The organism is Streptomyces sp. NPDC096152, assembly GCF_044763235.1.
Classification (GTDB): domain Bacteria; phylum Actinomycetota; class Actinomycetes; order Streptomycetales; family Streptomycetaceae; genus Streptomyces.
Window position 1 is genome coordinate 120,562 of record NZ_JBIWFW010000011.1, and the last position, 24,600, is coordinate 145,161.

General features: G+C 72.0%; 18 protein-coding genes. 6 read left to right on the forward strand and 12 right to left on the reverse strand.

Going from position 1 to position 24,600, the window contains the following annotated elements:
* The first annotated feature begins 36 nt into the window (after window positions 1-36).
* On the forward strand, window positions 37-2,202 hold the full coding sequence (locus ACIQ9G_RS32230) for a RecQ family ATP-dependent DNA helicase (protein WP_403616709.1): 2,166 nt from the start codon (window positions 37-39) through the stop codon (window positions 2,200-2,202).
* Between the two features lie 328 nt (window positions 2,203-2,530).
* Window positions 2,531-3,145, forward strand: a complete 615-nt coding sequence (locus ACIQ9G_RS32235; protein WP_403616711.1) for a hypothetical protein — start codon at window positions 2,531-2,533, stop codon at window positions 3,143-3,145.
* 438 nt (window positions 3,146-3,583) lie between these two features.
* On the opposite strand, the gene ACIQ9G_RS32240 is transcribed toward ACIQ9G_RS32235, so the two are convergent.
* The 3 genes from ACIQ9G_RS32240 to ACIQ9G_RS32250 form a co-directional block, all read right to left on the reverse strand.
* A complete protein-coding gene (locus tag ACIQ9G_RS32240; RefSeq protein ID WP_403616714.1) occupies window positions 3,584-4,213 on the reverse strand; it encodes a hypothetical protein in 630 nt (209 codons plus the stop codon).
* A gap of 68 nt (window positions 4,214-4,281) precedes the next feature.
* Window positions 4,282-4,983 carry a ribonuclease HII gene (locus ACIQ9G_RS32245; protein ID WP_403616717.1) on the reverse strand — a complete coding sequence of 234 codons (702 nt, stop codon included), beginning with the start codon at window positions 4,981-4,983 and terminating at the stop codon, window positions 4,282-4,284.
* Between the two features lie 82 nt (window positions 4,984-5,065).
* The gene (locus ACIQ9G_RS32250) at window positions 5,066-5,689 is read right to left on the reverse strand and encodes a TetR/AcrR family transcriptional regulator (RefSeq protein WP_403616720.1); all 624 of its coding nucleotides are present in this window, start codon (window positions 5,687-5,689) and stop codon (window positions 5,066-5,068) included.
* A gap of 182 nt (window positions 5,690-5,871) precedes the next feature.
* Between ACIQ9G_RS32250 and ACIQ9G_RS32255 the strand changes: the two genes are divergently transcribed.
* A complete protein-coding gene (locus ACIQ9G_RS32255; protein WP_403616722.1) occupies window positions 5,872-7,419 on the forward strand; it encodes an MFS transporter in 1,548 nt (515 codons plus the stop codon).
* 38 nt (window positions 7,420-7,457) lie between these two features.
* On the opposite strand, the gene ACIQ9G_RS32260 is transcribed toward ACIQ9G_RS32255, so the two are convergent.
* The 3 genes from ACIQ9G_RS32260 to ACIQ9G_RS32270 form a co-directional block, all read right to left on the reverse strand.
* The gene (locus ACIQ9G_RS32260) at window positions 7,458-8,366 is read right to left on the reverse strand and encodes an ADP-ribosylglycohydrolase family protein (RefSeq protein ID WP_403616725.1); all 909 of its coding nucleotides are present in this window, start codon (window positions 8,364-8,366) and stop codon (window positions 7,458-7,460) included.
* A 12-nt stretch (window positions 8,367-8,378) separates the two neighbouring features.
* On the reverse strand, window positions 8,379-9,038 hold the full coding sequence (locus tag ACIQ9G_RS32265) for a histidine phosphatase family protein (RefSeq protein ID WP_392195167.1): 660 nt from the start codon (window positions 9,036-9,038) through the stop codon (window positions 8,379-8,381).
* Between the two features lie 128 nt (window positions 9,039-9,166).
* Window positions 9,167-9,772: a YdbC family protein gene (locus ACIQ9G_RS32270; RefSeq protein ID WP_403616727.1), complete on the reverse strand. Its 606-nt coding sequence runs from the start codon at window positions 9,770-9,772 to the stop codon at window positions 9,167-9,169.
* A gap of 157 nt (window positions 9,773-9,929) precedes the next feature.
* On the opposite strand from ACIQ9G_RS32270, the gene ACIQ9G_RS32275 reads away from it, so the two are divergent.
* Complete coding sequence (locus tag ACIQ9G_RS32275) at window positions 9,930-10,463, forward strand: TerD family protein (protein WP_403616729.1); 534 nt, start codon at window positions 9,930-9,932, stop codon at window positions 10,461-10,463.
* A gap of 88 nt (window positions 10,464-10,551) precedes the next feature.
* Here ACIQ9G_RS32275 and ACIQ9G_RS32280 read toward each other — a convergent pair whose 3' ends face one another.
* A complete protein-coding gene (locus ACIQ9G_RS32280) occupies window positions 10,552-13,443 on the reverse strand; it encodes a vitamin B12-dependent ribonucleotide reductase (protein WP_403616731.1) in 2,892 nt (963 codons plus the stop codon).
* 163 nt (window positions 13,444-13,606) lie between these two features.
* A complete protein-coding gene (gene nrdR / locus ACIQ9G_RS32285; protein ID WP_403616734.1) occupies window positions 13,607-14,167 on the reverse strand; it encodes a transcriptional regulator NrdR in 561 nt (186 codons plus the stop codon).
* A 574-nt stretch (window positions 14,168-14,741) separates the two neighbouring features.
* Between nrdR and lexA the strand changes: the two genes are divergently transcribed.
* Complete coding sequence (lexA, locus tag ACIQ9G_RS32290; protein WP_356193672.1) at window positions 14,742-15,521, forward strand: transcriptional repressor LexA; 780 nt, start codon at window positions 14,742-14,744, stop codon at window positions 15,519-15,521.
* Between the two features lie 288 nt (window positions 15,522-15,809).
* Here lexA and ACIQ9G_RS32295 read toward each other — a convergent pair whose 3' ends face one another.
* The 4 genes from ACIQ9G_RS32295 to ACIQ9G_RS32310 all read right to left on the reverse strand — a co-directional run bounded on the left by ACIQ9G_RS32295 (window position 15,810) and on the right by ACIQ9G_RS32310 (window position 22,834).
* The gene (locus ACIQ9G_RS32295) at window positions 15,810-17,786 is read right to left on the reverse strand and encodes an ATP-dependent DNA helicase (protein WP_403616737.1); all 1,977 of its coding nucleotides are present in this window, start codon (window positions 17,784-17,786) and stop codon (window positions 15,810-15,812) included.
* A gap of 138 nt (window positions 17,787-17,924) precedes the next feature.
* On the reverse strand, window positions 17,925-18,746 hold the full coding sequence (locus tag ACIQ9G_RS32300; protein WP_403616740.1) for a GNAT family N-acetyltransferase: 822 nt from the start codon (window positions 18,744-18,746) through the stop codon (window positions 17,925-17,927).
* A gap of 69 nt (window positions 18,747-18,815) precedes the next feature.
* A complete protein-coding gene (locus ACIQ9G_RS32305; RefSeq protein ID WP_403616856.1) occupies window positions 18,816-20,759 on the reverse strand; it encodes an IucA/IucC family protein in 1,944 nt (647 codons plus the stop codon).
* Between the two features lie 593 nt (window positions 20,760-21,352).
* Window positions 21,353-22,834 carry a diaminobutyrate--2-oxoglutarate transaminase family protein gene (locus tag ACIQ9G_RS32310; RefSeq protein ID WP_403616742.1) on the reverse strand — a complete coding sequence of 494 codons (1,482 nt, stop codon included), beginning with the start codon at window positions 22,832-22,834 and terminating at the stop codon, window positions 21,353-21,355.
* Window positions 22,835-23,201: 367 nt separating this feature from the next.
* Here ACIQ9G_RS32310 and ACIQ9G_RS32315 point away from each other — a divergent pair, with 367 nt between their 5' ends.
* Window positions 23,202-24,443, forward strand: coding sequence for a trypsin-like serine peptidase (locus ACIQ9G_RS32315; RefSeq protein WP_403616744.1), 1,242 nt, complete (start codon window positions 23,202-23,204; stop codon window positions 24,441-24,443).
* Window positions 24,444-24,600 lie beyond the last annotated feature (157 nt).

Here is a 24,600-nt window from a genome sequence, read left to right on the forward strand (position 1 = left end):
TCCCGATTGTCAGTGCCGTCCTGTTGTATGGAACGCATGGAGCACACGAACAACGCGGACCTCCGGGCGGCGGCCGACGCGGTTCTCGCCCGGCTCGTCGGCGACGGCACGGGCACGGCACGGCTGCGCGAGGACCAGTGGCGGGCGATCGAGGCGCTGGTCGCCGAGGGCCGCCGCGCCCTGGTCGTCCAGCGCACGGGCTGGGGCAAGTCCGCGGTCTACTTCGTGGCCACCTCCCTGCTGCGCGGGCGGGGCGCCGGCCCCACGGTGATCGTCTCCCCGCTGCTGGCGCTGATGCGCAACCAGGTGGAGGCGGCGGCCCGCGCCGGCATCCACGCCCGCACCATCAACTCGGCGAACACCGAGGAGTGGGACACCGTTCAGAGCGAGATCGCCGCGGGCGAGGTCGACGTGCTCCTGGTCAGCCCGGAGCGGCTGAACAACCCCGACTTCCGCGACCAGGTCCTGCCCAAGCTCGCGGCCGCGACCGGGCTGCTGGTCGTGGACGAGGCCCACTGCATCTCCGACTGGGGCCACGACTTCCGCCCGGACTACCGGCGGCTGCGCACGATGCTCACCGAGCTCCCGCCGGGAGTGCCCGTCCTCGCGACCACGGCCACGGCCAACGCGCGCGTGACCGCCGACGTGGCCGAGCAGCTGGGGACCGGCGGCGCGTCTGACGCGCTGGTGCTGCGCGGCCCGCTCGACCGGGAGAGCCTCAGTCTGAACGTGTTGCGGCTGCCCGACGCCGCGCACCGGATGGCCTGGCTCGCCGACCACCTCGACGAGCTGCCCGGGTCCGGGATCGTCTACACGCTCACCGTGGCGGCCGCCGAGGAGGTCACCGCCTTCCTGCGCGGCCGCGGCCACACCGTCGCCTCCTACACGGGAAAGACGGAGAACGCCGACCGGCAGCAGGCCGAGGACGATCTGCTGAACAACAAGGTCAAGGCCCTGGTCGCCACCTCGGCGCTCGGCATGGGATTCGACAAGCCCGACCTGGGATTCGTCGTGCACCTGGGCTCGCCGTCCTCCCCGATCGCCTACTACCAGCAGGTGGGCCGCGCCGGCCGCGGTGTCGAGCACGCGGAGGTGCTCCTCCTCCCCGGGAAGGAGGACGAGGCGATCTGGGAGTACTTCGCGTCGCTGGCCTTCCCCTCCGAGGAGCTGGTGCGCCGGACGCTGGACGTGCTCGCCCGCGCGGCGGGCCCGCTGTCCCTGCCCGCGCTGGAACCGCTGGTCGAGCTCCGGCGCTCCCGCCTGGAGGCCATGCTCAAGGTCCTGGACGTCGACGGGGCGGTCAGGCGGGTCAAGGGCGGCTGGGTCGCCACCGGCCGGCCGTGGTCGTACGACGCGGAGCGGTACGACTGGGTCGCGAAGCAGCGCAAGGCCGAACAACAGGCGATGCGCGAGTACGCGGCGACGACGGGCTGCCGGATGGAGTTCCTCCAGCGCCAGCTCGACGACGACACCGCCAGACCGTGCGGGCGTTGCGACACCTGCGCGGGCGGCCGGTTCACGGCGGACACGTCGACCACGGCGGTGGAGGCCGCGCGCGTGGATCTCGGCCGGGCCGGCGTCGAGGTGGAGCCCCGCCGCATGTGGCCGACGGGCCTCCCGGCGATCGGCGTCGAGCTCAAGGGACGCATTCCGGCTGGTGAACAGGCGGGGCCGGGCAGGGCGTTGGGGCGCCTGTCGGACATCGGCTGGGGCAACCGGCTGCGCCCGATGCTCGCGTCGCACGCGCCCGACGGTCCTGTGCCGGAAGACGTGGCGCGGGCCGTGGTGGACGTGCTGGCCGACTGGGCGAAGGGGCCGGACGGCTGGACCGCGGGGACTGCGGACGGGGCACCGCGCCCGGTCGGCGTCGTCACACTCGCCTCGCGCACCCGGCCGCGGCTGATCCACTCCCTGGGCGAGCACATCGCCCGGATCGGAAGGCTGCCGCTGCTGGGCACCGTGGAGTACGCCGGGGAGGCGCACCGGGCGGCCCGGAGCAACAGCGCCCAGCGCCTCAAGGCTCTCGACGGGGCGCTGACGGTGCCGCCCGCCCTGGCCGCGGCCCTCGCCGGGAACCCCGGTCCGGTGCTCCTGGTCGACGACTACACCGAGACCGGCTGGACCCTCGCTGTCGCCGCCCGCCTGCTGAGAGGGTCCGGCGCCCAGGGTGTGCTGCCGTTGGTCCTGGCCGTGCAGGGCTGAAAAGGCTCCGTGCGGGGAGCTGCCCGCGTTCCCGCCGTCACGGAGCGTGCGCCCCTCTGGACCGCGCGGGGCTCCGTGGCGTAGGAACATGGGGGGTTCGAACGGCTCAGGCGTCGCGCGGGTGCACTCGGGGTAAGGATATAAGCCACGGCTCACCCGATAACGGTCGGTGGCCCCAATTGCTCGTTGCCGCATCCAAGTTCGGCAGGAAGAATTGAAGTCCGCTCCCCGCACGGCTCGGACGTGATCCGGTAGGGCTCTGCTGCGGTGTGCGCTCCCCCGAGTCCGACCCCGCCCGCAGTGTGGGCGCGTAGCCGAAGGGAGGAACGTGACCTTCGGATTCGCTCCGTCCTCGGCGGCCTCGCTGTCGACGTCCGCCGCCTCCGCCCATCGTGTGCTCGAACCCGCCGAGTGGGCCTCCGCGGGCATCCCTCTGCTGCGCAACCCCCGGGAAGTGGTCAGCGGACTGCATGCCCGGCACCACCCCGGACCGGCGACCGCGGTCGTCGCGGTCCTCGACCCGGACGAGCGCGTGCAGGCGAGCGCCTCCTTCGTGCGCCGCCCGGCCCCCGCCGACGGCTGGATGTTCCGCAACGCGCTGCTCTCCCAGTTGCGCCGGGTCATCCCGCACGACCTGCGGCGCCGCACTCCGGTGCGCACCGCCGTGCTGCTCTACTGCCGTGAGGGGGACGGGCGTTGGACGGAGGAGGACGGCGCCTGGATGTGGGGGCTGCGTGACGCCTGCACCCTGCACGGACTGCGCTGCGGGGCGTACATCACGCTGACCCGGGAGGGCTGGCAGGTGCTCGGCGAGGGCCGCGGCGGTCGCCGGCCGAACGCGCACTCGGCACCCGAACCGTTCGGCTCCCCCGCGTCACTGCCTCCGCTGCCGCGCACCGGAGGGGCTGCCTCCGAGGTCCTGCGGCGCGTGGCGGCCCGCTGACCGCGGGACCACCAGGGGCACCACGGACCCACCACGGGCACCAGGGACGTATCGAGGGCACCACGGCCCTGCGGTCACACGAATCCGGTTACGACCGCGACGGCTGCGGGGGCCTGCCCGCACCTACCGCCCACGGCCACCCCCGACCAGCCCCCCCGGCCGCCGCCCCCGACCGTCCGGCACGCGGCCGTCCGGCACGGTCGTCCGCGCACGCCGGAACGCCCGCTGTGCAGTGGCGCCGGAAGGGCGCCTCCACCATGTACGTCGGTCCGCGTCCGTAGGTCCGTCCGCGTGCCTGCGCCCGAACGCACCTGCCGCGTCCGAGGTCTGCCGGACAGGCGTACCCGGACGCACCAGGACGCACCTGGCGCACCGACGCCCCGCTCCCCGGCATGCCGGGAACGGGTCAGACGGTCAGGCGGCCAGATGGTCAGGCGGTCAGACGCTCGCGCCCAGCACCGAGTTGATCCGCTGCGGGTCTCCGCAGACGATCAGCAGGGCACCGGCCCGGGTGCGGGCCAGGGGCAGAGCCTCGGCGACAGCGGCAGTCGCACCGCCGTTGACGGCGACCACGACCACGGGACGGCCCGCGGCACGGGAGACCGCGGAGGCGTTCGCGTAGAAGACGTCGTCGCCCGCGTCGTGCTGGGCCCAGTAGGCGGCTTCGCCGAAGGACAGTTCGTGGGCGGCCCACGGGTGCGGCTCGCCGGTGGTGACCACCAGCACCTCACCGGGCGCGCGACCCGAGTCCAGAAGCAGGTCGACCGCTTCCTCGGCCGCGTCCAGCGCCCCCTCGGCCGAAGCCGGGATCAGCTGGATCTGCGGGCTCCCCGAGGGCACGGGGGCAGCCGGAGCCGAAGGCCCGGGCTTGGCGGCGATCACGTCCCGTGGCATGCGTTGCGCCGGCGGCGCCGGCCGCACAGGGCCGGGACGACCGGGACGCGACGGAGCCGCGGGGCGGGGGCCGGGTACGGGACGGGGGGTCGGCGCGGTGCGTCCGGTGGCCGGAGTGGCGCGGGGACCCTGGGCACTCTCGTGAATCTGAGGCTCCTCGGGAAGGAGAGGCATGGGCTGATGTTTATCAAACATTGGTACGGCCCGCGTGGGCGGGTGGCACATCGGGGCGGGTGGAACCGTCAGAAGTCGAAGCCGAGCTGACCCTCGATCTCCGGAGCGCCTCCGTCCGCCCAGGCGCGGACCTTCTTGAGGTGCCGCCACCGGGGCAGCGCATCAAGATACGCCCACGTGAGCCGGTGGTACGGGGTGGGGCCCCGCTCCTCCAGCGCGGCCCGGTGCACGGGCGACGGATACCCGGCGTTGGCCGCAAAACCGAAGTCTGCATGGTCGACACCCAGTTCGGCCATCATTTTGTCGCGGTGAACCTTGGCGATCACCGAAGCCGCCGCGACGGCCACGCACGACTGGTCGCCCTTGATGACCGTGCGGACGGTCCAGGGTGTGCCGAGGTAGTCGTGCTTGCCGTCGAGGATGACCGCCTCGGGTCGGACCGGCAGCGCCTCCAGGGCACGCACCGCCGCGAGCCGCAGCGCCGCCGTCATCCCCATGTCGTCGATCTCCTGTGCGGAGGCGTGACCGAGCGCGTATGCCGTCACCCAGCCCCGCAACTCCCCGGCGAGCGCGGTACGGCGCTTGACGGTGAGCAGCTTGGAGTCGGTGAGGCCCACGGGGGGCCGGCGCAGTCCGGTGACCGCCGCGCAGACGGTGACGGGACCGGCCCAGGCACCGCGCCCCACCTCGTCGACACCGGCAATGACCTTCGCTCCGGTCGTGGCCCGGAGGGAGCGCTCGACGGTGTGAGTGGGTGGTTCGTACGGCATGGCGCCCTTAGCGTACGCCGCCCGGATCCCGTCGCGACACCCTGGTCACCCCTGGTGGCTCCAGGGCCCTTCGGGCGCGCGCTCAGGGTCCGCCCGGCCGCAGCAGCGGAACCATCAGCTGGTCGATCATCTCCTCCAGATCCCGATCACTCCATTCGCTGGTGCACATTTTCGACCGGTACATCATCATGGCGGGCACGGCGTCGAAGACATAGCCGTTGGCCGCGTCCGCGCGCACGTCTCCGCGTCCTATTCCACGGACGACGACTTCGCGGAGCAGCTGGATCATCGGCTCCACGACACCTTCGAAGATCACGCCATGGAAGCGCTCCGCCTGACTCGGGTCGCATTCGTGAATCACGGCGCGAAGCGCGAAGCCGGGGCGGGAGTACATCGCGTCGCGGGCCTGACGGCAGAGCGCCAGCAGGTCCTCGCGCACACTTCCCAGATCCGGCGCCCCCTCGACGCGTGGCAGTCCGGCCTGCAGGGCGTCGGCGACGAGGTCCTCCTTGGAGGGCCAGCGGCGGTAGACGGCGGCCTTCCCGGTCTGGGCGCCGGCGGCCACGCCCTCCATGGTCAGCCCCTTCCAGCCGACCGTGCTGAGCTGCTCCAGCGCGGCGTCGAGGATGGCGCGTTCGAGCACGGCGCCGCGCCGGCGGGGGGTGGCCGTCTGGGCGGGGGAAGCCGCCCAGCGCGAGGTAACCATCTGTGATTCTCCAGCGAACAGGGGAGCGGATTGTGCGGGGTGAGGAGGCCCGTCGGCCGCGGCGGGGGACACGCCGCATGACGGAGCCATAAGTGAACGCTTGCGTTCACTAGCGGGGACTCACTACCGTTGACGCGACAGTGAACGCCATCGTTCACTAAAGCTGTTGTGGGGGACCCATAGTGACAACCTCTCAGTTGATCCGACACCAGAAGCCGGGTGCGGCCCGCCGGGACGGGCATCCCGGTATCGCGCTCACGGTCATCGCGGCCTGCCAACTCATGGTGGTACTCGACGCGACGATTGTGAACATCGCCCTCCCGCACATTCAAGACGCGCTCAAGTTCAGCACCACCGACCTCACCTGGGTCGTCAGCGCCTACACGCTCACGTTCGGCGGTCTGCTGCTCCTCGGCGCCCGGGCCGGCGACATCCTGGGCCGCCGCCGGGTGTTCATGACCGGCATCCTGCTCTTCACCTTCGCCTCGCTGCTCGGCGGACTGGCCCAGGAGCCCTGGCAGTTGCTGGCCGCGCGCGCCCTGCAGGGCATGGGCGGCGCGATCGCGTCGCCCACCTCGCTGGCCCTCATCACCACCACCTTCCCCGAGGGCCCGGAGCGGAACCGGGCCTTCGGGGTCTTCGCCGCCGTCTCCGCGGGGGGCGGCGCGATCGGTCTGCTCGCGGGCGGCATGCTCACCGAGTGGCTCGACTGGCGCTGGGTGCTCTTCGTCAACGTGCCGATCGGAGTGCTGATCGCGTTCCTCACCCCGATATACATCCACGAGTCCGAGCGGCATCCCGGGCGCTTCGACATCGCGGGCGCGCTGACCTCGACGGTCGGCATGGCCGCGCTCGTGTACGGCTTCATCCGCGCGTCGGAGGACGGCTGGCGGGACGGCCTGACGGTCGGGTCGTTCGCGACCGCGGCGGTCCTGCTGCTGGCCTTCGCGCTCACCGAGCGGCGTGCCAAGGAGCCGATCACTCCGCTGCGGATGTTCGCCGACCACAACCGCTCGGGCACGTATGTGATCATGCTGAGCCTGGCCGCGGCGATGTTCGGCATGTTCTTCTACATCGTGCTCTTCGTGCAGAACGTACTGGGGTACAGCCCGATCAAGGCGGGGCTGGCCTTCCTGCCGGTGACCGCGGCCATCGCGGTGGGCGCGGGTCTGTCGCAGCGGTTCCTCCCGAGGCTCGGGCCCAAGCCGTTCATGCTCACCGGCTCCACGCTCGTGGTGGCCGGACTGGCCTGGCAGACCCTCATCAGCCCGGACAGCTCCTACCTCGGCGGGGTCCTCGGGCCGATGCTGGTCTTCGGGTTCGGCATGGGCCTGAACTTCGTGACCGCGACGGTGACCGCGGTCTCGGGCGTGGCCCCGCACGAGGCGGGCGCCGCCTCCGGCCTGCTCAACGCCACGCAGCAGGTGGGTGGTTCGCTCGGACTGTCCATCCTGACCACGGTGTTCGGCTCGGCCAGCAAGGACGAGGCGAAGAAGCAGCTGCCGAAGTTCCTCGCCCACGGTTCGGCGGAGCAGAAGGCGGAGTTCGCCAGAACCCGTCAGCTGCCCGCCCCCTGGGGGCACGACGTGCTCGCCCACGGCATCGCCACGGCCTTCGTCCCGGCGGCGGCCATGGCCGTGCTCGCCCTGGTCACGGCCTGGCTGGTGATCCGGGTCCGCACGAGCGACCTGGAGGCCCTGTCCGGCTCGGCGGGCCCCGCCCTCGGCTGACCGCGCCGGCCGCCCGCGCGGGCGGCCGGGCGGAAACCTCACACGGCGGCCGGGATCCACTCCGGCAGTGTCTCCGTCCGTCCCAGCCACGGGCCGGGCGGAGCGCCGGCCTTCCCGGCTGCCAGCACCCCACCGACGATCGCACAGGTGGTGTCGACGTCCCCGCCGGCCTGCGCGGTCGTCCAGAAGGCCGCCTCGTAGTCGTCGAGAGCCCGCGCGGCCGACCAGAGGGCGAAGGGCACCGTGTCGTGGGCCGTCGTCCGCCGGCCGCAGCCGAGGACGGCGGCGACGGTGCCCGCGTCGGCGTAGTCGAGCATGTCGCGCGCGCGTCGCAGGCCCGCGCCCACGGCGCTTCTGGCCGGGACCAGGGTGATGACCCCGTCGAGCAGGGCCTCGGCCGTCGGCGGGCCGCCCGGGGCGGCGACCAGCGCGGCGGCCGCGGCGACGGCCATGGCGCCCACCACGGCCTCGCGGTGCTGGTGCGTGGGGTAGGCCGAGATCTCCGCCTGGTGGGTGGCCTGCTCCGGGTCGTCCGCGTACCAGGCGCCCAGCGGGGCTATGCGCATCGCCGCGCCGTTGCCCCAGGACCCCTGGCCGTTGAAGAGCGCGGCGGCGAGCTCGCGCCAGTCGCCGCCCTCCCTGACCAGGCGCAGCAGGCGGTTGACCGCGGGCCCGTAGCCCCGGTCGAAGTCGTGGTGGGTCGCGAAGGACAGCGCGAGCGCGTCCTGGTCGATGCGCTGGTGTGAGGTCAGGACGGCGACCACGGAGCAGGCCATCTCCGTGTCGTCGGTCCACTGCCACGGGCCGGATGGCAGCTCGCGGCGCTTGAGCAGCGGGTAGTTCACCGGCACGAAGAACTGGGAGCCGAGGGCGTCCCCCACCGCGAGTCCGCGCAGGCTTGCGAGGGCGCGCTCCAGGCGCCCTTCGGGAGAGAGGTCAGGGGTCATCGTTTTGTCACTCTATCCGGTGATCCCGTACGGTTCCGGGTTCCGCCATCGGTCGAACGGCCGGTCAAGGGTGTATTTGCCGTCGTCCCCCAGAACGAGCATCCGCATCTCGGCGTTCCCGGGGTTCGACAGCGACTCGAATTCGGCGACCGTCCAGTGGAACCAGCGCATGCAGAACAGCCGCATGGCCAGCCCGTGGGTGACCAGGAGCACGTTGGGCGGATGGTCCGGGGCCTCGAAGCTGCGGAAGAGGCTCTCCAGGAAACCGCCGACCCGGTCGTACACGTCGGCGCCGGACTCGCCCTGGGCGAAGCGGTAGAAGAAGTGGCCGTAGGCGTCCCGGTAGGCCTTCTGGAGGCGTACGTCGTCGCGGTCCTGCCAGTTCCCCCAGTCCTGCTCGCGCAGCCGGGGCTCCTCGCGCACCCGGATGAGCTCGGGGTCGAGATGGAAGGCGCGGAGAGTCTCGTGGGTGCGGCGGTAGGGCGAGACGTAGACGCTGACCTGCTCGCGCCCGAACACCTCGCGCAGCTTCTTGCCGGTCTCCTCGGCCTGCCGCCAGCCGCGCTCGGTCAGCGCCAGCGCGTGGTCGGGTTCACGCTCGTAGACGGAGTCATCGACATTGCCCGTCGACTCGCCGTGCCGGACAAGAACGATGCGCCGTGGTCGTGCCATGCCAGAACACTAGATCGGGTGACGTCCGATCGAGGACTCGAAAGGGCGCCGTACGGCGTAGGTCACACAGATCGTGCACCGTGCACCACACAGAGCACACGATCACCGCCTCCCGGTGATCGGCGGGATCACACCGTCCAGCCTGGCTCCAGCTCCACGATGTCTCCCGTCAGGGCCGCTACGTCGGCCTCCGTCTGGGCGCGCAGGGCGAGCCGCTCCACCCGTTCGGTGCGGTACTTGCCGTGTTCGGCGGAGGACTGCCACATCGACAGCACCAGGAACTCGTTCCCCGGGGCCTCGCCGAACAGGCCGCGGACCATGCCGGGCGACCCCGCCATCGCGGGGTTCCAGACCTTCTCCTGCATCAGCGTGAAGTGCTCGGCGCGCTCCTCGTGGATGCGGCAGAGGGCCACCCGCAGCAGGTCGGCGTCGGCGAAGCGCGGCTCGAAGCCGGTCTTCACGTCGAACCGGTAGTCGAACAGCCTGACCTGCGCGTCCTTGAACGTGCCGGCCTGCGCCGCCGCCAGCCGGTCATGGGAGCGGGCCATGAAGGAGTCGTAGAAGGCACGGCTCTCCCAGAAGGCGAAGACGTGCGCCACCTGCGGCCGCAGCCGGCTCCAGCCACCGCCCTGCCCCCGGAATCCCGGCTCTCCCGGAAGCCCCGCCCATTTCCGCTGCCCCCGCTCGAAGCCGCGGCGGTCCACCACGGTGCAGCGAATCCACTTGACCAGCACCGCGCCATCGTAAGGCCAGGGAGCGTGGCGCCGGTCACGCTCGTGGGGACAGCACCCGCGCAAGCGCCCCCGCGCGCGTGGCACGATGGACAACGAGCCCCCGATGCCGCGCAGTTGGGGCACGGGGAGGCACGGCGACCGGAGAAGGGGGAGGCTGGTGAGCGGGCTCAGCAAGGGGATTCGCAAGGTCGAGGTGTCACTGAGGTGGGATCCGAGTCCGGCGGGGCAGCCGCCGACGGACCTGGACATCGTCGCCGCGACCTATACCGCGGACGATCCTCACGGCACCCCGGCGTACGTGGTGCACTTCGACAGCCGCTCCCCGGACGGCACGATCTACCTCAACCGGGACAGCAGGGACGGCAAGGGGTTCGGCTGGGACGAGATCATGACGCTGGAACTCGACCGCCTCGCCGACCGGTACGCGCGCGTGGTGGTCGGCGTCGTCATCCAGCAGGGTGAGGAGCACCGGACCTTCGCCGACGTGCTCGGCCCGGGGCTGCGCATCCGCGAGGGCTACACGGTCCTCGCCGAGGACGGCTTCGGCGGGATACCCGGGGCGACGGCGGCGGCGGTCGCGGAGTTCGTGCGCGAGGAGTCCGGGAGCTGGGACTTCCGTCCCGGCACGCACGGCTTCGAGGACGATCCGGCGACGTTCACCCGGCGTATGGGCCGGGTGCACCTGTCGTAGTCCGGCGGGAGACGGGTAAGGGGCGTCGGCCGTGGCCGACGCCCCTTACCTCACTTCACGGTGTCACGGCACCGCGCCGCCGTCCGGATCAGCTGCAGCCGCTCGTGGAGCCGCAGCCCTCGCAGATGTAGCAGGAGCCGGCCCGCTGCATCTTCGTACCGCAGGAGAAGCACAGCGGGGCGTCGGCCTGGATGCCCAGCTGCATCTCCACCAGCTCGGCGCTGGTGTGAGCCTGCTTCGGAGCGGGCTTGGCCGCCTCGACCTCGGCCTTCGGCGCGACGGCCTTCAGCTCCTGGGCGCGCGGCGCCGACTGGGCCAGGCCCTCGACGTCGACCTCCTCGTCGATCGGCTCGTAGGAGCCGGTCTCCAGGTGACGCTGGCGCTCCTCGGCGGAGTGGATGCCGAGCGCGGAGCGCGTCTCGAAGGGCAGGAAGTCCAGCGCCAGGCGGCGGAAGATGTAGTCGACGATCGACTGCGCCATCCGCACGTCCGGGTCGTCCGTCATACCGGCGGGCTCGAAGCGCATGTTGGTGAACTTCGAGACGTACGTCTCCAGCGGCACGCCGTACTGCAGGCCCACCGAGACGGCGATGGAGAAGGCGTCCATCATGCCCGCGAGGGTCGAGCCCTGCTTGGACATCTTCAGGAAGACCTCGCCGAGACCGTCGTCCGGGTAGGAGTTGGCGGTCATGTAGCCCTCGGCGCCGCCGACGGTGAAGGAGGTGGTGATGCCGGGACGCCCCTTCGGCAGACGCTTGCGGACCGGGCGGTACTCGACGACCTTCTCGACCGCCTCGCGGATCGCCGCCTCGGTCCTGGCGGTCACCTCGACCTTCTCCTCCTCCTTCTTCTTGGCGGAGAGAGGCTGGCCGACCTTGCAGTTGTCGCGGTAGATCGCGAGCGCCTTGACGCCGAGCTTCCAGGCCTCGAAGTAGATCTCCTCGACCTCCTCGACGGTCGCCGACTCCGGCATGTTGACCGTCTTGGAGATGGCGCCGGAGATCCACGGCTGGATCGCGGCCATCATGCGGACGTGGCCCATCGGGGAGATGGCACGCTCGCCCATGGCGCAGTCGAACACCTCGTAGTGCTCGTGCCTGAGGCCGGGGGCGTCGATCACGTTGCCGTGCTCGGCGATGTGGGCGACGACCGCCTCGATCTGCTCCTCCTGGTAGCCCAGGCGGCGCAGGGCCTGCGGGACGGTGCCGTTGACGATCTGCATCGAGCCGCCGCCGACCAGCTTCTTGAACTTCACCAGCGCGAGGTCCGGCTCGACACCGGTGGTGTCGCAGGACATCGCGAGACCGATGGTGCCGGTGGGCGCGAGGACGGACGCCTGGGAGTTACGGAAACCGTTCTTCTCGCCGAGGCGCAGCACGTCCTGCCAGGCTTCGGTGGCCGCGGCCCACACCGGGGTGTCCAGGTCGTCCATGCGGACGGCCGTGGCGTTGGCGTCGGAGTGCTGCTTCATGACGCGCAGGTGCGGCTGCGCGTTGCGGGCGTAACCGTCGTACGGGCCGACGACCGCGGCCAGGTCGGCGGAGCGCTTGTACGCGGTGCCGGTCATCAGGGAGGTGATGGCGCCGGCGAGGGCGCGGCCGCCGTCGGAGTCGTAGGCGTGGCCGGTCGCCATCAGCAGGGCGCCGAGGTTGGCGTAGCCGATGCCGAGCTGGCGGAAGGCGCGGGTGTTCTCGCCGATCTTCTGGGTCGGGAAGTCCGCGAAGCAGATGGAGATGTCCATCGCGGTGATGACCAGCTCGACGACCTTCGAGAAGCGCTCGACGTCGAAGGACTGCTTGCCCTTGCCGTCGTCCTTCAGGAACTTCATCAGGTTCAGCGAGGCGAGGTTGCAGGACGTGTTGTCCAGGTGCATGTACTCGCTGCAGGGGTTCGAGCCGTTGATCCGGCCGGACTCCGGGCAGGTGTGCCAGTGGTTGATGGTGTCGTCGTACTGGATGCCCGGGTCGGCGCAGGCCCAGGCGGCGTCGGCCATCTTGCGGAACAGGGACTTGGCGTCGACCTCCTCGATGACCTCGCCGGTCATCCGCGCGCGCAGGCCGAACTTGCCGCCCTTCTCGACCGCCTTCATGAACTCGTCGTTCACACGGACCGAGTTGTTGGCGTTCTGGTACTGGACGGACGTGATGTCGTCGCCGCCCAGGTCCATGTCGAAGCCCGCGTCGCGCAGCGCGCGGATCTTCTCCTCCTCCTTCACCTTGGTCTCGATGAAGTCCTCCACGTCGGGGTGGTCGACGTCGAGGATGACCATCTTGGCTGCGCGGCGGGTGGCACCGCCGGACTTGATGGTGCCGGCGGAGGCGTCGGCGCCGCGCATGAAGGAGACCGGACCGGAGGCGTTGCCGCCGGAGGAGAGCAGCTCCTTGGAGGAGCGGATGCGGGAGAGGTTCAGGCCGGCGCCGGAACCGCCCTTGAAGATCATGCCCTCTTCCTTGTACCAGTCGAGGATCGACTCCATGGAGTCGTCGACGGACAGGATGAAGCAGGCGGAGACCTGCTGGGGCTGCGGGGTGCCGACGTTGAACCAGACGGGGCTGTTGAAGCTGAAGATCTGGTGCAGGAGGGCGTAGGCCAGCTCGTGCTCGAAGATCTCGGCGTCGGCGGGCGAGGCGAAGTACTTGTTGTCCTCGCCGGCCTTCCGGTACGTCTTCACGATGCGGTCGATCAGCTGCCTCAGGCTGACCTCGCGCTGCGGGGTGCCGACGGCACCGCGGAAGTACTTGCTGGTGACGATGTTGACCGCGTTCACCGACCAGAAGTCGGGGAACTCGACGCCACGCTGCTCGAAGTTGACCGAGCCGTCGCGCCAGTTGGTCATGACGACGTCACGGCGCTCCCAGGCCACCTCGTCGTACGGGTGTACGCCGGGGGTGGTGTGGATGCGCTCGATGTGCAGTCCCTTGGTGCCCTTGCCGCCCTTGGCGCGGGAACCTCGTGCCGGACCGCTCGCCGTCTCTGTCATGCCGCCTCCCTCTACGGGCGAAAACGCCCTGAAGTGCCCCGATGTTCCGGAGACACGGTGTTCTGTCTGGTGCTGCGGGCACCCCTGTCGCTGCCGCCCGCAACCGGTCTTCGTCGCCGCCGTCCGGCCGGCCCCGGACACGTGGTCCGGGCCGGCGCGCCGATCAGTCGGCGGCACGCGCGGGCACGGGGACCTCAGCCGTCCCACCGCGCCCGCGGTCGTCTTCCTGGCTCCCCGCGACGGCGTCGTCGCCGTCCACGTCCTCCGCGGCGGGGTGTCGCGCCCCTTCCCTGAGTTCCGCGATCGCGGCCTCGAAGTCCTCGAGCGAGTCGAAAGCCCGGTAGACGGAGGCGAACCGCAGAAAGGCGACGAGGTCGAGTTCCTGCAAGGGGCCGAGTATGGCCAGGCCCACGTCGTGGGCGGCGACCTCGGCGCTTCCGCTGGCCCGCACCGCCTCCTCGACCCGCTGGCCGAGCAGGGCGAGCGCGTCCTCGGTGACAGGCCGTCCCTGGCATGCCTTGCGCACGCCGTTGATGACCTTGGTACGGCTGAAGGGCTCGGTGACTCCGGACCGCTTGACCACCATGAGCGAGCACGTCTCCACGGTCGTGAACCGACGGGAGCAGTCAGGGCACTGGCGGCGCCTGCGGATCGACGTGCCGTCGTCGGTCGTACGACTGTCGACCACACGGCTGTCGGGGTGCCTGCAGAAGGGGCAGTGCATGGACTCCAACCCTCCTCACAGCAGACTCAATAGCCTCGCCGAGCCCCAGGAGCCCCGCGAAGCAGCCCCAAGCATAGGCGATGATCGAGGGACCGAAGACCCGGGGGACCACAACTTGTGGGCTGCTGTAGCCATCCAACCACTAGATGTGGGGATTGGCTCTTACATCGAAGCCACGCACGCGTGTCGCCCTCCGCCGCGCGCGCCCCCGCAGGCGACAGTTGCCCCCATCGCCGCGGGAAACACGCGGAGGCGCGCACGTACCCGCGGCGCGGTTACGGAGATACCGTGGGCGCCGCACGGAGGGCGCGTGGGACTCCCGGGCAAGATGGGAGTCGGCGGCCGGCCTGCGGGGCGCCGGATGGCAGACTGGGCAGGCACCCACGAGGTCGCCACCCCGGCGGAGAAGAGTACAACAATGGGCCTTTTTGTCCGCCAGGATCCGCGTCAGCTATACACCCCGAACCATGATCAATTCCGCTGATTCGCGGTTTTTCACTCGAACGTGTGTTTGGCGCAACCTTTCGAAAGCATCTACCGTTGTGCAGCAGGGAGACCATCGAGAGGGGCCGACGTGACCACCACCGCAGACAGTGCCACCATCACTGCCCAGGACCGCTCCCAGGGCCGACTCGAGCCGGTGCATGCGATGAACGAAGCCGTGAATCCGGAGGGGCACAAGCGCTCCCTGCCGGGCCGACCGCCAGGCATCCGGGCGGACAGCTCCGGACTCACCGACCGGCAGCGCCGGGTGATCGAGGTCATCAGGGACTCCGTGCAGCGGCGCGGCTACCCGCCGTCCATGCGGGAGATCGGCCAGGCCGTCGGCCTGTCCAGCACCTCCTCGGTCGCGCACCAGCTGATGGCACTCGAGCGCAAGGGCTTCCTGCGCCGCGACCCGCACCGCCCGCGCGCCTACGAGGTCCGCGGCTCCGACCAGGCCGCGACGTTGCAGTCCACGGACACGGTGGGCAAGCCCGCCGCCTCCTACGTCCCGCTGGTGGGCCGGATCGCGGCCGGCGGCCCGATCCTCGCCGAGGAGTCCGTCGAGGACGTCTTCCCGCTCCCCCGGCAGCTCGTGGGTGACGGTGAGCTGTTCGTCCTGAAGGTCGTCGGCGACTCGATGATCGAGGCCGCGATCTGCGACGGCGACTGGGTCACGGTCCGACGCCAGCAGGTCGCCGAGAACGGTGACATCGTGGCCGCCATGATCGACGGCGAGGCCACCGTCAAGCGCTTCAAGCGCGAGGACGGCCACGTGTGGCTGCTCCCCCACAACGCGGCGTACGAGCCGATCCCCGGCGACGACGCGACGATCCTCGGCAAGGTGGTGGCCGTTCTGCGGCGCGTCTGACGCTCGGCCGAGCGAGCCGGCCGCAGGGACACGCGCCTCACGCACCCTGACGGCGGGCCGCGCCGAGCGGTCGGGCGGCGGATCACGCGAATCCGCTTCCAGACCGGGCCCCGGAACCCCTGCGCCGGTTCCGGGGCCCTGTGCTGTGCCGGGCCCGCGTCACCGTGCGCTGCGCCGGACCTGCGTCGCCTTGCGCCGGCCGGGGCGGGCCTTCTCGAGCTGTGCCGGGCCATCTTCGCCCGTGCCGGGCCAGGCTCTCGATCTGTGCCGCGGGGACTCACCGCACCGTCACTGGGCCTCCGCCTGCTGCGCCACCGCGTCGATCGCGGCCAGCGACCTGCGTACCTGGTTGCGGTCGGTGGTGTACCAGAAGTCCGGCAGTGACGCCTTGAGGTAGCTGCCGTAGCGGGCGGTGGCCAGTCGCGGGTCCAGGACGGCGACGACACCGCGGTCCCCGGACGCCCGGACGAGACGCCCGGCGCCCTGGGCCATCAGAAGCGCCGCATGCGTGGCGGCGACCGCCATGAAGCCGTTGCCCCCGGCGTCCTCGACCGCCTTCTGGCGGGCGCTCATCAGCGGGTCGTCCGGGCGCGGGAACGGGATCTTGTCCATGACGACCAGCTGGCAGCTGGGGCCGGGCACATCGACGCCCTGCCACAGGGACAGCGTGCCGAAGAGACACGTCCTGGGGTCCGCCGCGAAGTTCTTGATCAGCTCGCCCAGCGTCTCCTCGCCCTGGAGGAGGATCGGGAACTCCGGGATACGGGCGCGCAGGTCCTCCGCGGCGAGCTGGGCGGCCCGCATCGAGGAGAACAGCCCGAGCGTCCGGCCGCCGGCCGACTGGATCAGCTCGGTGAGCTCGTCGAGCATGTCCCCCCGGTCGCCGTCCCGCGCGGGGCGTGCCAGGTGCTTGGCCACGTAGAGGATGCCCTGCTTGCGGTAGTCGAAGGGCGAGCCGACGTCCACGCCCTTCCACTGCGGTACGTCGTCCCCTTCCGTGCCCTCGGGGGCGAGGCCCAGGGACGCGCCGACGCCGTTGAAGTCGCCGCCGAGCTTGAGGGTGGCGGAGGTCAGGACGACGGAGCGGTCCGCGAAGAGCTTCTCGCGCAGCAGGCCCGACACCGACATGGGGGCGACCCGCAGGGAGGCGCCGAAGCGGTCGTGCCGCTCGTACCAGACGACGTCCCACTCGGAGCCGTTGGTGATGCGCTCCGCCACGTCGTGCACGCTCTCGACCGAGGCCAGGGCCTGCTTGCGCACCGCGTCCTCGTCCTGGACGGACTTGTCGCGGGTCGCGCCGATGGCGGAGATGACGTTGCGGGAGGCGTCCCGCAGCGCCAGCAGCGCGTATCCGAGGTCCTCCGGGATCTCCTCCAGGCGGCCGGGCAGCGCGAGCTCCATCAGCCGCTCGAAGCCCTCGGCCGCGGTCTGCAACTGGTCGGCGGCCTTCTCGTTGACCAGTTTCGCGGCGCGGCGCACCGCGCGGTTGACCTGGCCGGGGGTGAGCTCGCCGGTGGCGACGCCGGTCACCCGGGAGACCAGTTCGTGCGCCTCGTCGACGATCAGCACCTCGTGCTGCGGGAGGACCGGCGCGCCATCGATGGCGTCGATGGCGAGCAGCGCGTGGTTGGTGACGACGACCTCGGCCAGCTTGGCGCGCTCGCGGGCCATCTCGGCGAAGCACTCGGCTCCGTAGGCGCACTTGGAGGCGCCCAGGCACTCACGGGACGAGACCGACACCTGCGCCCAGGCCCGGTCGGAGACGCCGGGCGTGAGGTCGTCGCGGTCGCCGCTCTCGGTCTCGTCCGCCCAGTCGCGCAGCCGCAGCAGGTCCTGGCCCAGCCTGCTGGTGGGGGCCGCCGCCTCGAACTGGTCGAAGAGGCCCTCCTCCTCGTCCTGCGGCACGCCCTCGTGCAGGCGGTGCAGGCACAGGTAGTTCGACCGGCCCTTGAGCATCGCGAACTCCGGGCGGCGGCGCAGCAGGGGATGCAGGGAATCGACGGTGCGCGGCAGGTCCCGCTCCACGAGCTGACGCTGCAGGGCGAGGGTGGCGGTCGCCACGACCACCCGCTCCCCGTGAGCGAGCGCGGGCACGAGATAGCCCAGGGACTTTCCGGTGCCGGTGCCGGCTTGGACCAGCAGGTGTGAGCCGTCGTCGATCGCGTCGGCGACGGCTTGGGCCATGGTCACCTGGCCGGGGCGCTCCGTGCCGCCGACGGCGGAGACGGCGGCGTGCAGGAGTTCGGGGAGGGAGGGCTTCGTCATAGCGCGACCACCCTACGGCTCGGGACTGACAAAGGTGCGATCAAGCGGGGACCCGGGACTCCGCCCCGGGGACGACCGGGACCGGAAACCGGATCCGTACGCGTGGCACGGCGAACGGAGGCACACGGGGACCTCATGTCACGGCCGGTCGCGCAGTGATCGGTCGCGGATCATGAGGGCGGCCCGCTTGGCGGGCAGTTCGATCTCGGCCGAGAACCGGAAGCCGGCGCTCAGGAAGGCGGCCACGGACGGTGCGTTGTGCAGATCGGGTTCCGCCACGACGCGCGCGCAGGCCGGCCGCCGGTCGAGCACCAGGTCGGCAACGGCTCTGAGCAGGACACGGCCGAGCCCTCGTCCGCGGTCGGCGGTTCCGCCGATGAGGAGGTGGACGCCCGTGTCGTGCGGGCGGGCGGGAAAGTGGCGGGCGAGCGGATCGAGGTCCGCCCGGTAGATCTCCCAGTAGCTCATCGTGGTCCCCTCCAGGAGGCCGAGGCAGGGCACGCTGCGTCCGTCGCCGTCGAGCTGGGCACGCAGATGGGCCTCGGTCACGCTCGGAGTGCCGGCCAGGTGCCAGAACTTGGCCACGGCGGGGTCGTTCATCCAGCCACTGATGAGCGGGAGGTCGCGCTCGAGGCGGACGGGGACCAGCTGGAAGGCGCCGGCCCGGGTCGCGGTGGGGCCCCAGCCGCCGACGCCGTCGAGGAGGTCGTCCACGGCCGGGGCGGGGACGTCGGTCCGCTTCGTCTCGGTGAAGAGGGTGAGGAAGTCGTCCGGCAGACGCAGATCGAGTGTGTCCTCGCCGTCGGGGTCCACGCGGCACGGCTCCGTCGGGTGGCCGGTGGTGGCGGGGCCGAGGGCGGTTTTGGCGGCGGGGCCCGCGGCGGTTCCGAGGGCGGTCCCGGTGCCGGAGGCCTGGCCGGCGTCGGTACCGGCGTCGGCGTCGGCGTCGGTGGGAGGCATGGCGCGTTCCTCTCGGGAGACGGGGTGGGGCGTGCCCCGCGGAGACAGGAAAGGGGGAGGCGGGGGCGGTCAGGGGTGCAGCGGGTTGGCGATGGTGACGTAGACGGACTGGGTGTCGACCGGGCCGACGAGTTCGTCCAGGCCGTGCAGCCGGGTCAGGAGGTTGGCCTTGCAGCGCAGGACCGGTGAGTCGAGCAGCCGGCCGGGGAGGGTGGAGCGTGTGCGGGCGGGACCGGAGGCGAGGGCGCCGAGGAAGCGGCGGAAGGCGGCCAGCAGCAGTCGTTCGTCGGCGAGGCGCTGGGAGCCGAGGGCGCCGATGAGGCCGAACACGTTGTTCAGGGCGAGGTAGTAGGTGAAGCGTTCGTCGGTGACCTCGTCCGCCACGAACGTGTCGCTCGGTTCGCCGATGCCGGGCAGCCGGGCGTCGAGTTCGGCGCGTCGGGACTCACGGAAGTAGTAGCCCTGGTTGTCGCGGTAGCGGCCGCCCGCGGGCCAGCCGTCGGCGTCCAGCAGGAGCAGCGTGTTCTGCTGGTGGGCCTCCAGGGCGATACCGGCCTCGCCGTCCAGCCACAGGACGGGGCGTACGACCTGTTCGAGATAGCGCAGGAACCACTCGGCGGCGACGGCTCCCCTGGGACGGCCGGTGCGGAGGGCCAGGCGGGTGACGACGTCGTCCAGCCGGGAGCGCAGGGTCGGGGCGGCGGACCCCGCGCGGGAGTGGGAGCCGGAATCGGCGCCGGGCCAGGGGCGGGGTGCGACGAGGCCGGCGATGCAGGAGACGTCGTCCGACGGGCCGAACGGGTTGTGCCGGATCACCACGTCCAGTCCGGGTACGGGGGCACCCTCCTCGGTGTCCACGGCCAGCCAGGCCGGATCGCGGACGATGTCGAAGCCCGGGTGGGCCGCTCGCCACTGCCGGGAAAGACCGGTGCGCAGCAGCCGGTGGACCTCGACGCCGCGGTACAGCTCCTTGCGGAGGTTCTCGCGCCGGGAGTTGGTGATGCGCAGGCCCAGCGACAGCTTGAGCATGGCCGGGGAACCGGTGCGGTGCACGGTGCGTACGGAGGACGTGGGGTGCCAGGAGGGGCCGTGGGGGCCGAGGTCGCGCAGCAGCCCCGCCTCGAACAGGGCCGCCGCGTCGGCGCGATGACGGACCTCGCGCAGTTGCCACGGGTGGAGGGGCAGGGCCGCGTGGCCGTCGGGCAGCGGCAGGTCCGCCCCGGCGAGCCGGGTCGTGAGCCCGGCCGCGGGGACGGAGCGGCCGCGTTCGGTCCAGGCGGAGTCGGCGGCGAGCACGGCTGGGGCGACAGCCAGCCAGTGCAGCGGGAAGGAGCCGCGCGACTCAGGTGAGTACCGGCGGGCCTCGGCTTCCGACAGGCCCTCGCGGCTTTTCGGGGTGGGGTGCAGCGGGTGCCCGAACAGCAGGGCCTGTTCGGCGGAGAGGAAGCGGTCGGGGCCGTCGGCGGGGCGTTCCCGGCGGTCGGCCAGGAAGAGCGCGGTACGACGGACGGAGTCCGCGACCCGCGCGACGAGATCGACGGCGTCGGCGGAGCCCGCGGGCGCCGATGCCGTCGGTGCCGCGTTCCGGGGCCGTGACGGACTGGGCGGCGCCGGTTCCGGGAACGCCGGTGCGGGAGGCCGCGTGCGCGTTTCCCGGGCGATCAGGGCCGCGACGGTGGGCGCGTCGACGGGCGGGGCGTCCTCGGGGGCGCCGGCGAGGTACGGCAGGCCGAAGCGGTGCCAGCCGGTCGGGGACCAGTGGCGCACCGGCACGCACAGGGCCGTGGCGCTGGCCGGGAGAGGAATGCGGAGGGTGCCGTCGCCGGGGGCGGCGGTGCCGGTCTCCCGGACCCAGCAGCGCAGCAGGCTCTCCACGGCGGCGGCCTGGGCGGCGGTGTGCGCGTCTGGGTGGTCCAGGAGGTCGGCGGTCGCGCCATTCGCCTGCTGACCGGTGTCCGACTGGTGTCCGGCGTCCGGCTGCTGCCGGGTGTCCGGCTGCTGCCCGGCGTCCACCCTTCCCCACTGGTGCGGGACCGTTCCGGTCTCGGAGGCGGAGTCGGTCTCGGACTTGGTCTCGGAGTCGGTCGCGGTCTCGAACTCGGACGCGGTCACGGTCTCGAACTCGGGCTCGGACGCGGACTCGGACTCGGACTCGGACGCGGACTCGGTCACGGTCGCGTCATGGGTCCGGGAGCGGCCGTCGGTTTCGGGGGTGGCGTTCAAGGCGGTTCCTCTGAGGTCGTTCGGGTCGTCGCGGGTTCGGGGCGGTGGCGGAGGGGGCGCGGCTCTGCGCCGACAGGGCGCACCGGCCGTGGCGCTCCCGGCCGGGTCTTTTCCGGTCAGGGTGCTCCCGGCCGGGTCTTCTCCGGTCGTGGCGCTCCCGGCCGGGTCGGCTGGGCGAGGTCGGTCCCAGCCGGTCACTCTGGCCGGGGACACTCCCGGCCGGACCTTCTGCGGCCGGGGTGCTCCCGGCCGGGTCGGCGGCGGGCTCGGTCCCGGCCAGGTCGGCGTCTGCCCCACCGCCCGCGCCGACCGGCCGACCCGCACCCCGCACCCCGCACCCCGCACGACCACCGCGCCCCAGCCGGAGCACCCGCGCCCCGGCGCTACCCCGCCCCCTCCACGGACCCGGCCGGGCGTGGCATCCGCTCGTGCGGCCGCCCGTTCGACGGTCCCGGCCGCTCGTGCGACGGTCCCGGCCGGCCGGTGCGCTCGTCGTGGCCGCGGGCGACCGCCGCGACCGCGTCGGACAGCCGGTCGAGCACCGCCGCCGCCTGCTCGTCGCTGATCGTCAGAGGCGGAAGGAGCCGTACGACACTCGCGTGCCGGCCGCCGAGTTCGACGATCAGGCCCCGCCGCAGGCACTCCCGCTGTACGGCGGCGGCGAGTTCGGGCGCCGCGGGGCGCGGCCCCTGAGCGCCGGCCGAAGCCCCGGCCTCCCCCTGCGGATCCACCAGTTCCAGCCCGATCATCAGTCCCCGCCCGCGCACTTCACCGACGCACGGGAACTCCGCTGCGAGTCGCTCCAGTTGGGCCAGCATCAGGGAGCCCAGGGTCGCCGAGCGTTCGGCGAGCGCGTTCGCACGGACGTAGGCGAGCGTGGCGGTACCGGCGGCCATGGCTAGCTGGTTGCCGCGGAAGGTGCCCGCGTGGGCGCCGGGCGCCCAGACGTCGAGGTCGTCGCGGTAGACCACGACGGCCAGGGGCAGACTGCCGCCGATGGCCTTGGACAGCACCATCACATCCGGTGTCACGCCGCTGTGTTCCACCGCCCAGAAGGCGCCGGTGCGCCCGACACCGGTCTGGATCTCGTCGGCGATGAGCGGGATCGACCGGTCCGCGGTGAGCTGCCTCATCCGCCGCAGCCAGGCGTCCGGCGCGGGGATCACCCCGCCCTCCCCCTGCACCGGTTCGAGGATCATCCCGGCCGGCAGCGGGACTCCGGACTTGGGATCGTCCAGGACGGACTCGGTCCAGCGGGCGGCGAGTTCGGCGCCGCGGGGGCCGCCGACACCGAAGGGGCAGCGGTAGTCCTGCGGGTAGGGCAGGTGGGCGACCTGCACGTCGGCGGCGTGTCCGGAGGCGGCGAGGGATCCCGCGGTCATCCCGTGGTAGGCGCCGGCGAAGGCGACCATCGTGGTGCGGCCGGTGGCGGCACGCACCAGCTTGAACGCGGCTTCCACCGCGTCCGTGCCGGCCGGCCCGCAGAACTGCACGCGCGCGCGGTCGGCGAGACCCGGCGGCAGGGTGTGGAACAGCTCGGTGATGAAGGCGTCCTTGACCGGTGTGGCGAGGTCGAGGGCGTGCAGCGGCGCGCCCGAGTCGAGGACCGCGCGGACGGCCTCCAGGACGACCGGATGGTTGTGCCCGAGGGCGAGGGTTCCCGCGCCGGAGAGGCAGTCGAGGTAGCGCCGGCCCTCGGCGTCCTCGATGGTCAGTCCGCGCGCCCGGACCGGGACGATCGGCAGGGCGCGCGCATAGGTGCGCGCGGCGGACTCACGCGCCGACTGACGCCGCAGGATCCCTTCGTGCGCGGCGCGCGCCCCCGTGGGCGCGCACTCCCCGGGCGCTGACTCGGTCACGGTCACGGCTCTCTGTCCTCCCGATGTCCCCAGGCGCTCTCGCGCTGACCAGGCGGCTTTCCGCCCTCGCCACAGGCGGACCCGGACTTGGGCAGCGGGCCCCCCACCCGCTACAACAGCGGAACGCCCGCACGGTTACGGGTGGTTCGGAGATCCACCCGTGGAGACGGAAAGAGCCGGGCAGCCGGAGCGCCGGCCGGACCGCCCCCGTAGCGAAACCGTTGCCGTTCCGTCGGTGGTCCCCCACCGCGAGCACATAGTGTGTGGTGCCGTTCCAGCTCGCCGTGAGCACGTCCCGAGAGCCGTCCACCGCATCCGGTGGAGTGCCGCGGCCGCACCAACGAGTTCGACCACATCAGGGGGAGTCACCACCATGCGACCCATACGGCCGTCCCGCACCGCCCGCCGAGGAGGAGGTGCCCGTCGTACAAGTCCCCCCGTGGTGACCGCCGTTGCCCTGGCCTCGGTGCTGGCGCTCACGGCCACCGGCTGCGACTCGGGCAAGGACACGGCGGAGGGCCGGGCCGCGACCGCCTCCGCGACCGCCGGTGACCCCGGCGCCACCGGCGACGGCAAGGTCAGGATCCCGGACGACATCAGGCGGAAGCTGAAGGAACACGGGATCGACGTCGACCAGTGGAAGAAGGGCGCCTGGAAGAACTGGAACCGGGACGACTGGCTGCGCGAGGCGAACGACTTCGTCAACCCGATCATCAAGGGCCTGTGGAACCCGGACCGGATGCGCCGGGCCGAGGACCCCGACAAGCCGGTCGACGACAACGACCTCTCCGGTGACCAGGGGGTCACCGATCCGACGCCCGCCCCGGTCAAGGCCCAGGCGATACGGCCGACTTATCACGCCAACGCGGCGACGGCGGGCAAGGTGTTCTTCGACTCCCCCGAGGGCACGATGGTCTGCTCGGCGACGGTCGTGCGGGACCCGGCCCACCCGGGCAGGTCCAACATGGTGTGGACGGCGGGTCACTGCGTGCACGCCGGCAAGAAGGGCGGCTGGTACCGCAACATCGCCTTCGTGCCGTCGTACAACGACGCGGGCCGCACCGAGGGCCAGTTGGAGAGCGCCACCCGGGACCAGGTCGCCCCCTTGGGCGTGTGGTGGGGCGACTGGGCGCAGACCTCGGAGCAGTGGATCGAGCAGGGCGGTTCGACCGGCGGGCAGGGCGCCTCGTACGACTTCGCGGTCATCCATGTCACGCCGGAGAAGGGCGGCGACGGCAAGTCGCTGGAGGAGACGGTCGGCGGCGCGCTGCCGGTGAACTTCAACGCCCCGGCCGTGCCGAAGGTGGACAGCATCACCGCGACCGGCTACCCGGCGGCGCCGCCGTACGACGGCCAGCGGCTGTACCAGTGCCAGGACAGGCCGGGACGGCTGTCGCTGAACACGCCGGACCCGACGATGTACCGCATCGGCTGCACCATGACCGGTGGTTCCTCCGGCGGCGGCTGGGTCGAGACGGGACCGGACGGCAAGCCCGCTCTGGTCTCCAACACCTCGATCGGCCCGGTGACGGCCGGCTGGCTGGCGGGACCGCGTCTGGGCACGGTGGCCAGGGGCGTCTACGACTCGGTCAGCAGGAAGTTCGCCGGCCGGTAGGACTTCCGACGTCCACGGCGGTGGAGGTCCGGTCGCACGGGAACCTTCACCGCCCTCTCGCAGTTCTCTCCCAACTCCACGGGCATAGTGGGGTGTCACTTCGGACGGCTCGCCCGCGCCATCGCGGGAGCCGTCCCCACACGCTTCAACGGGGGTC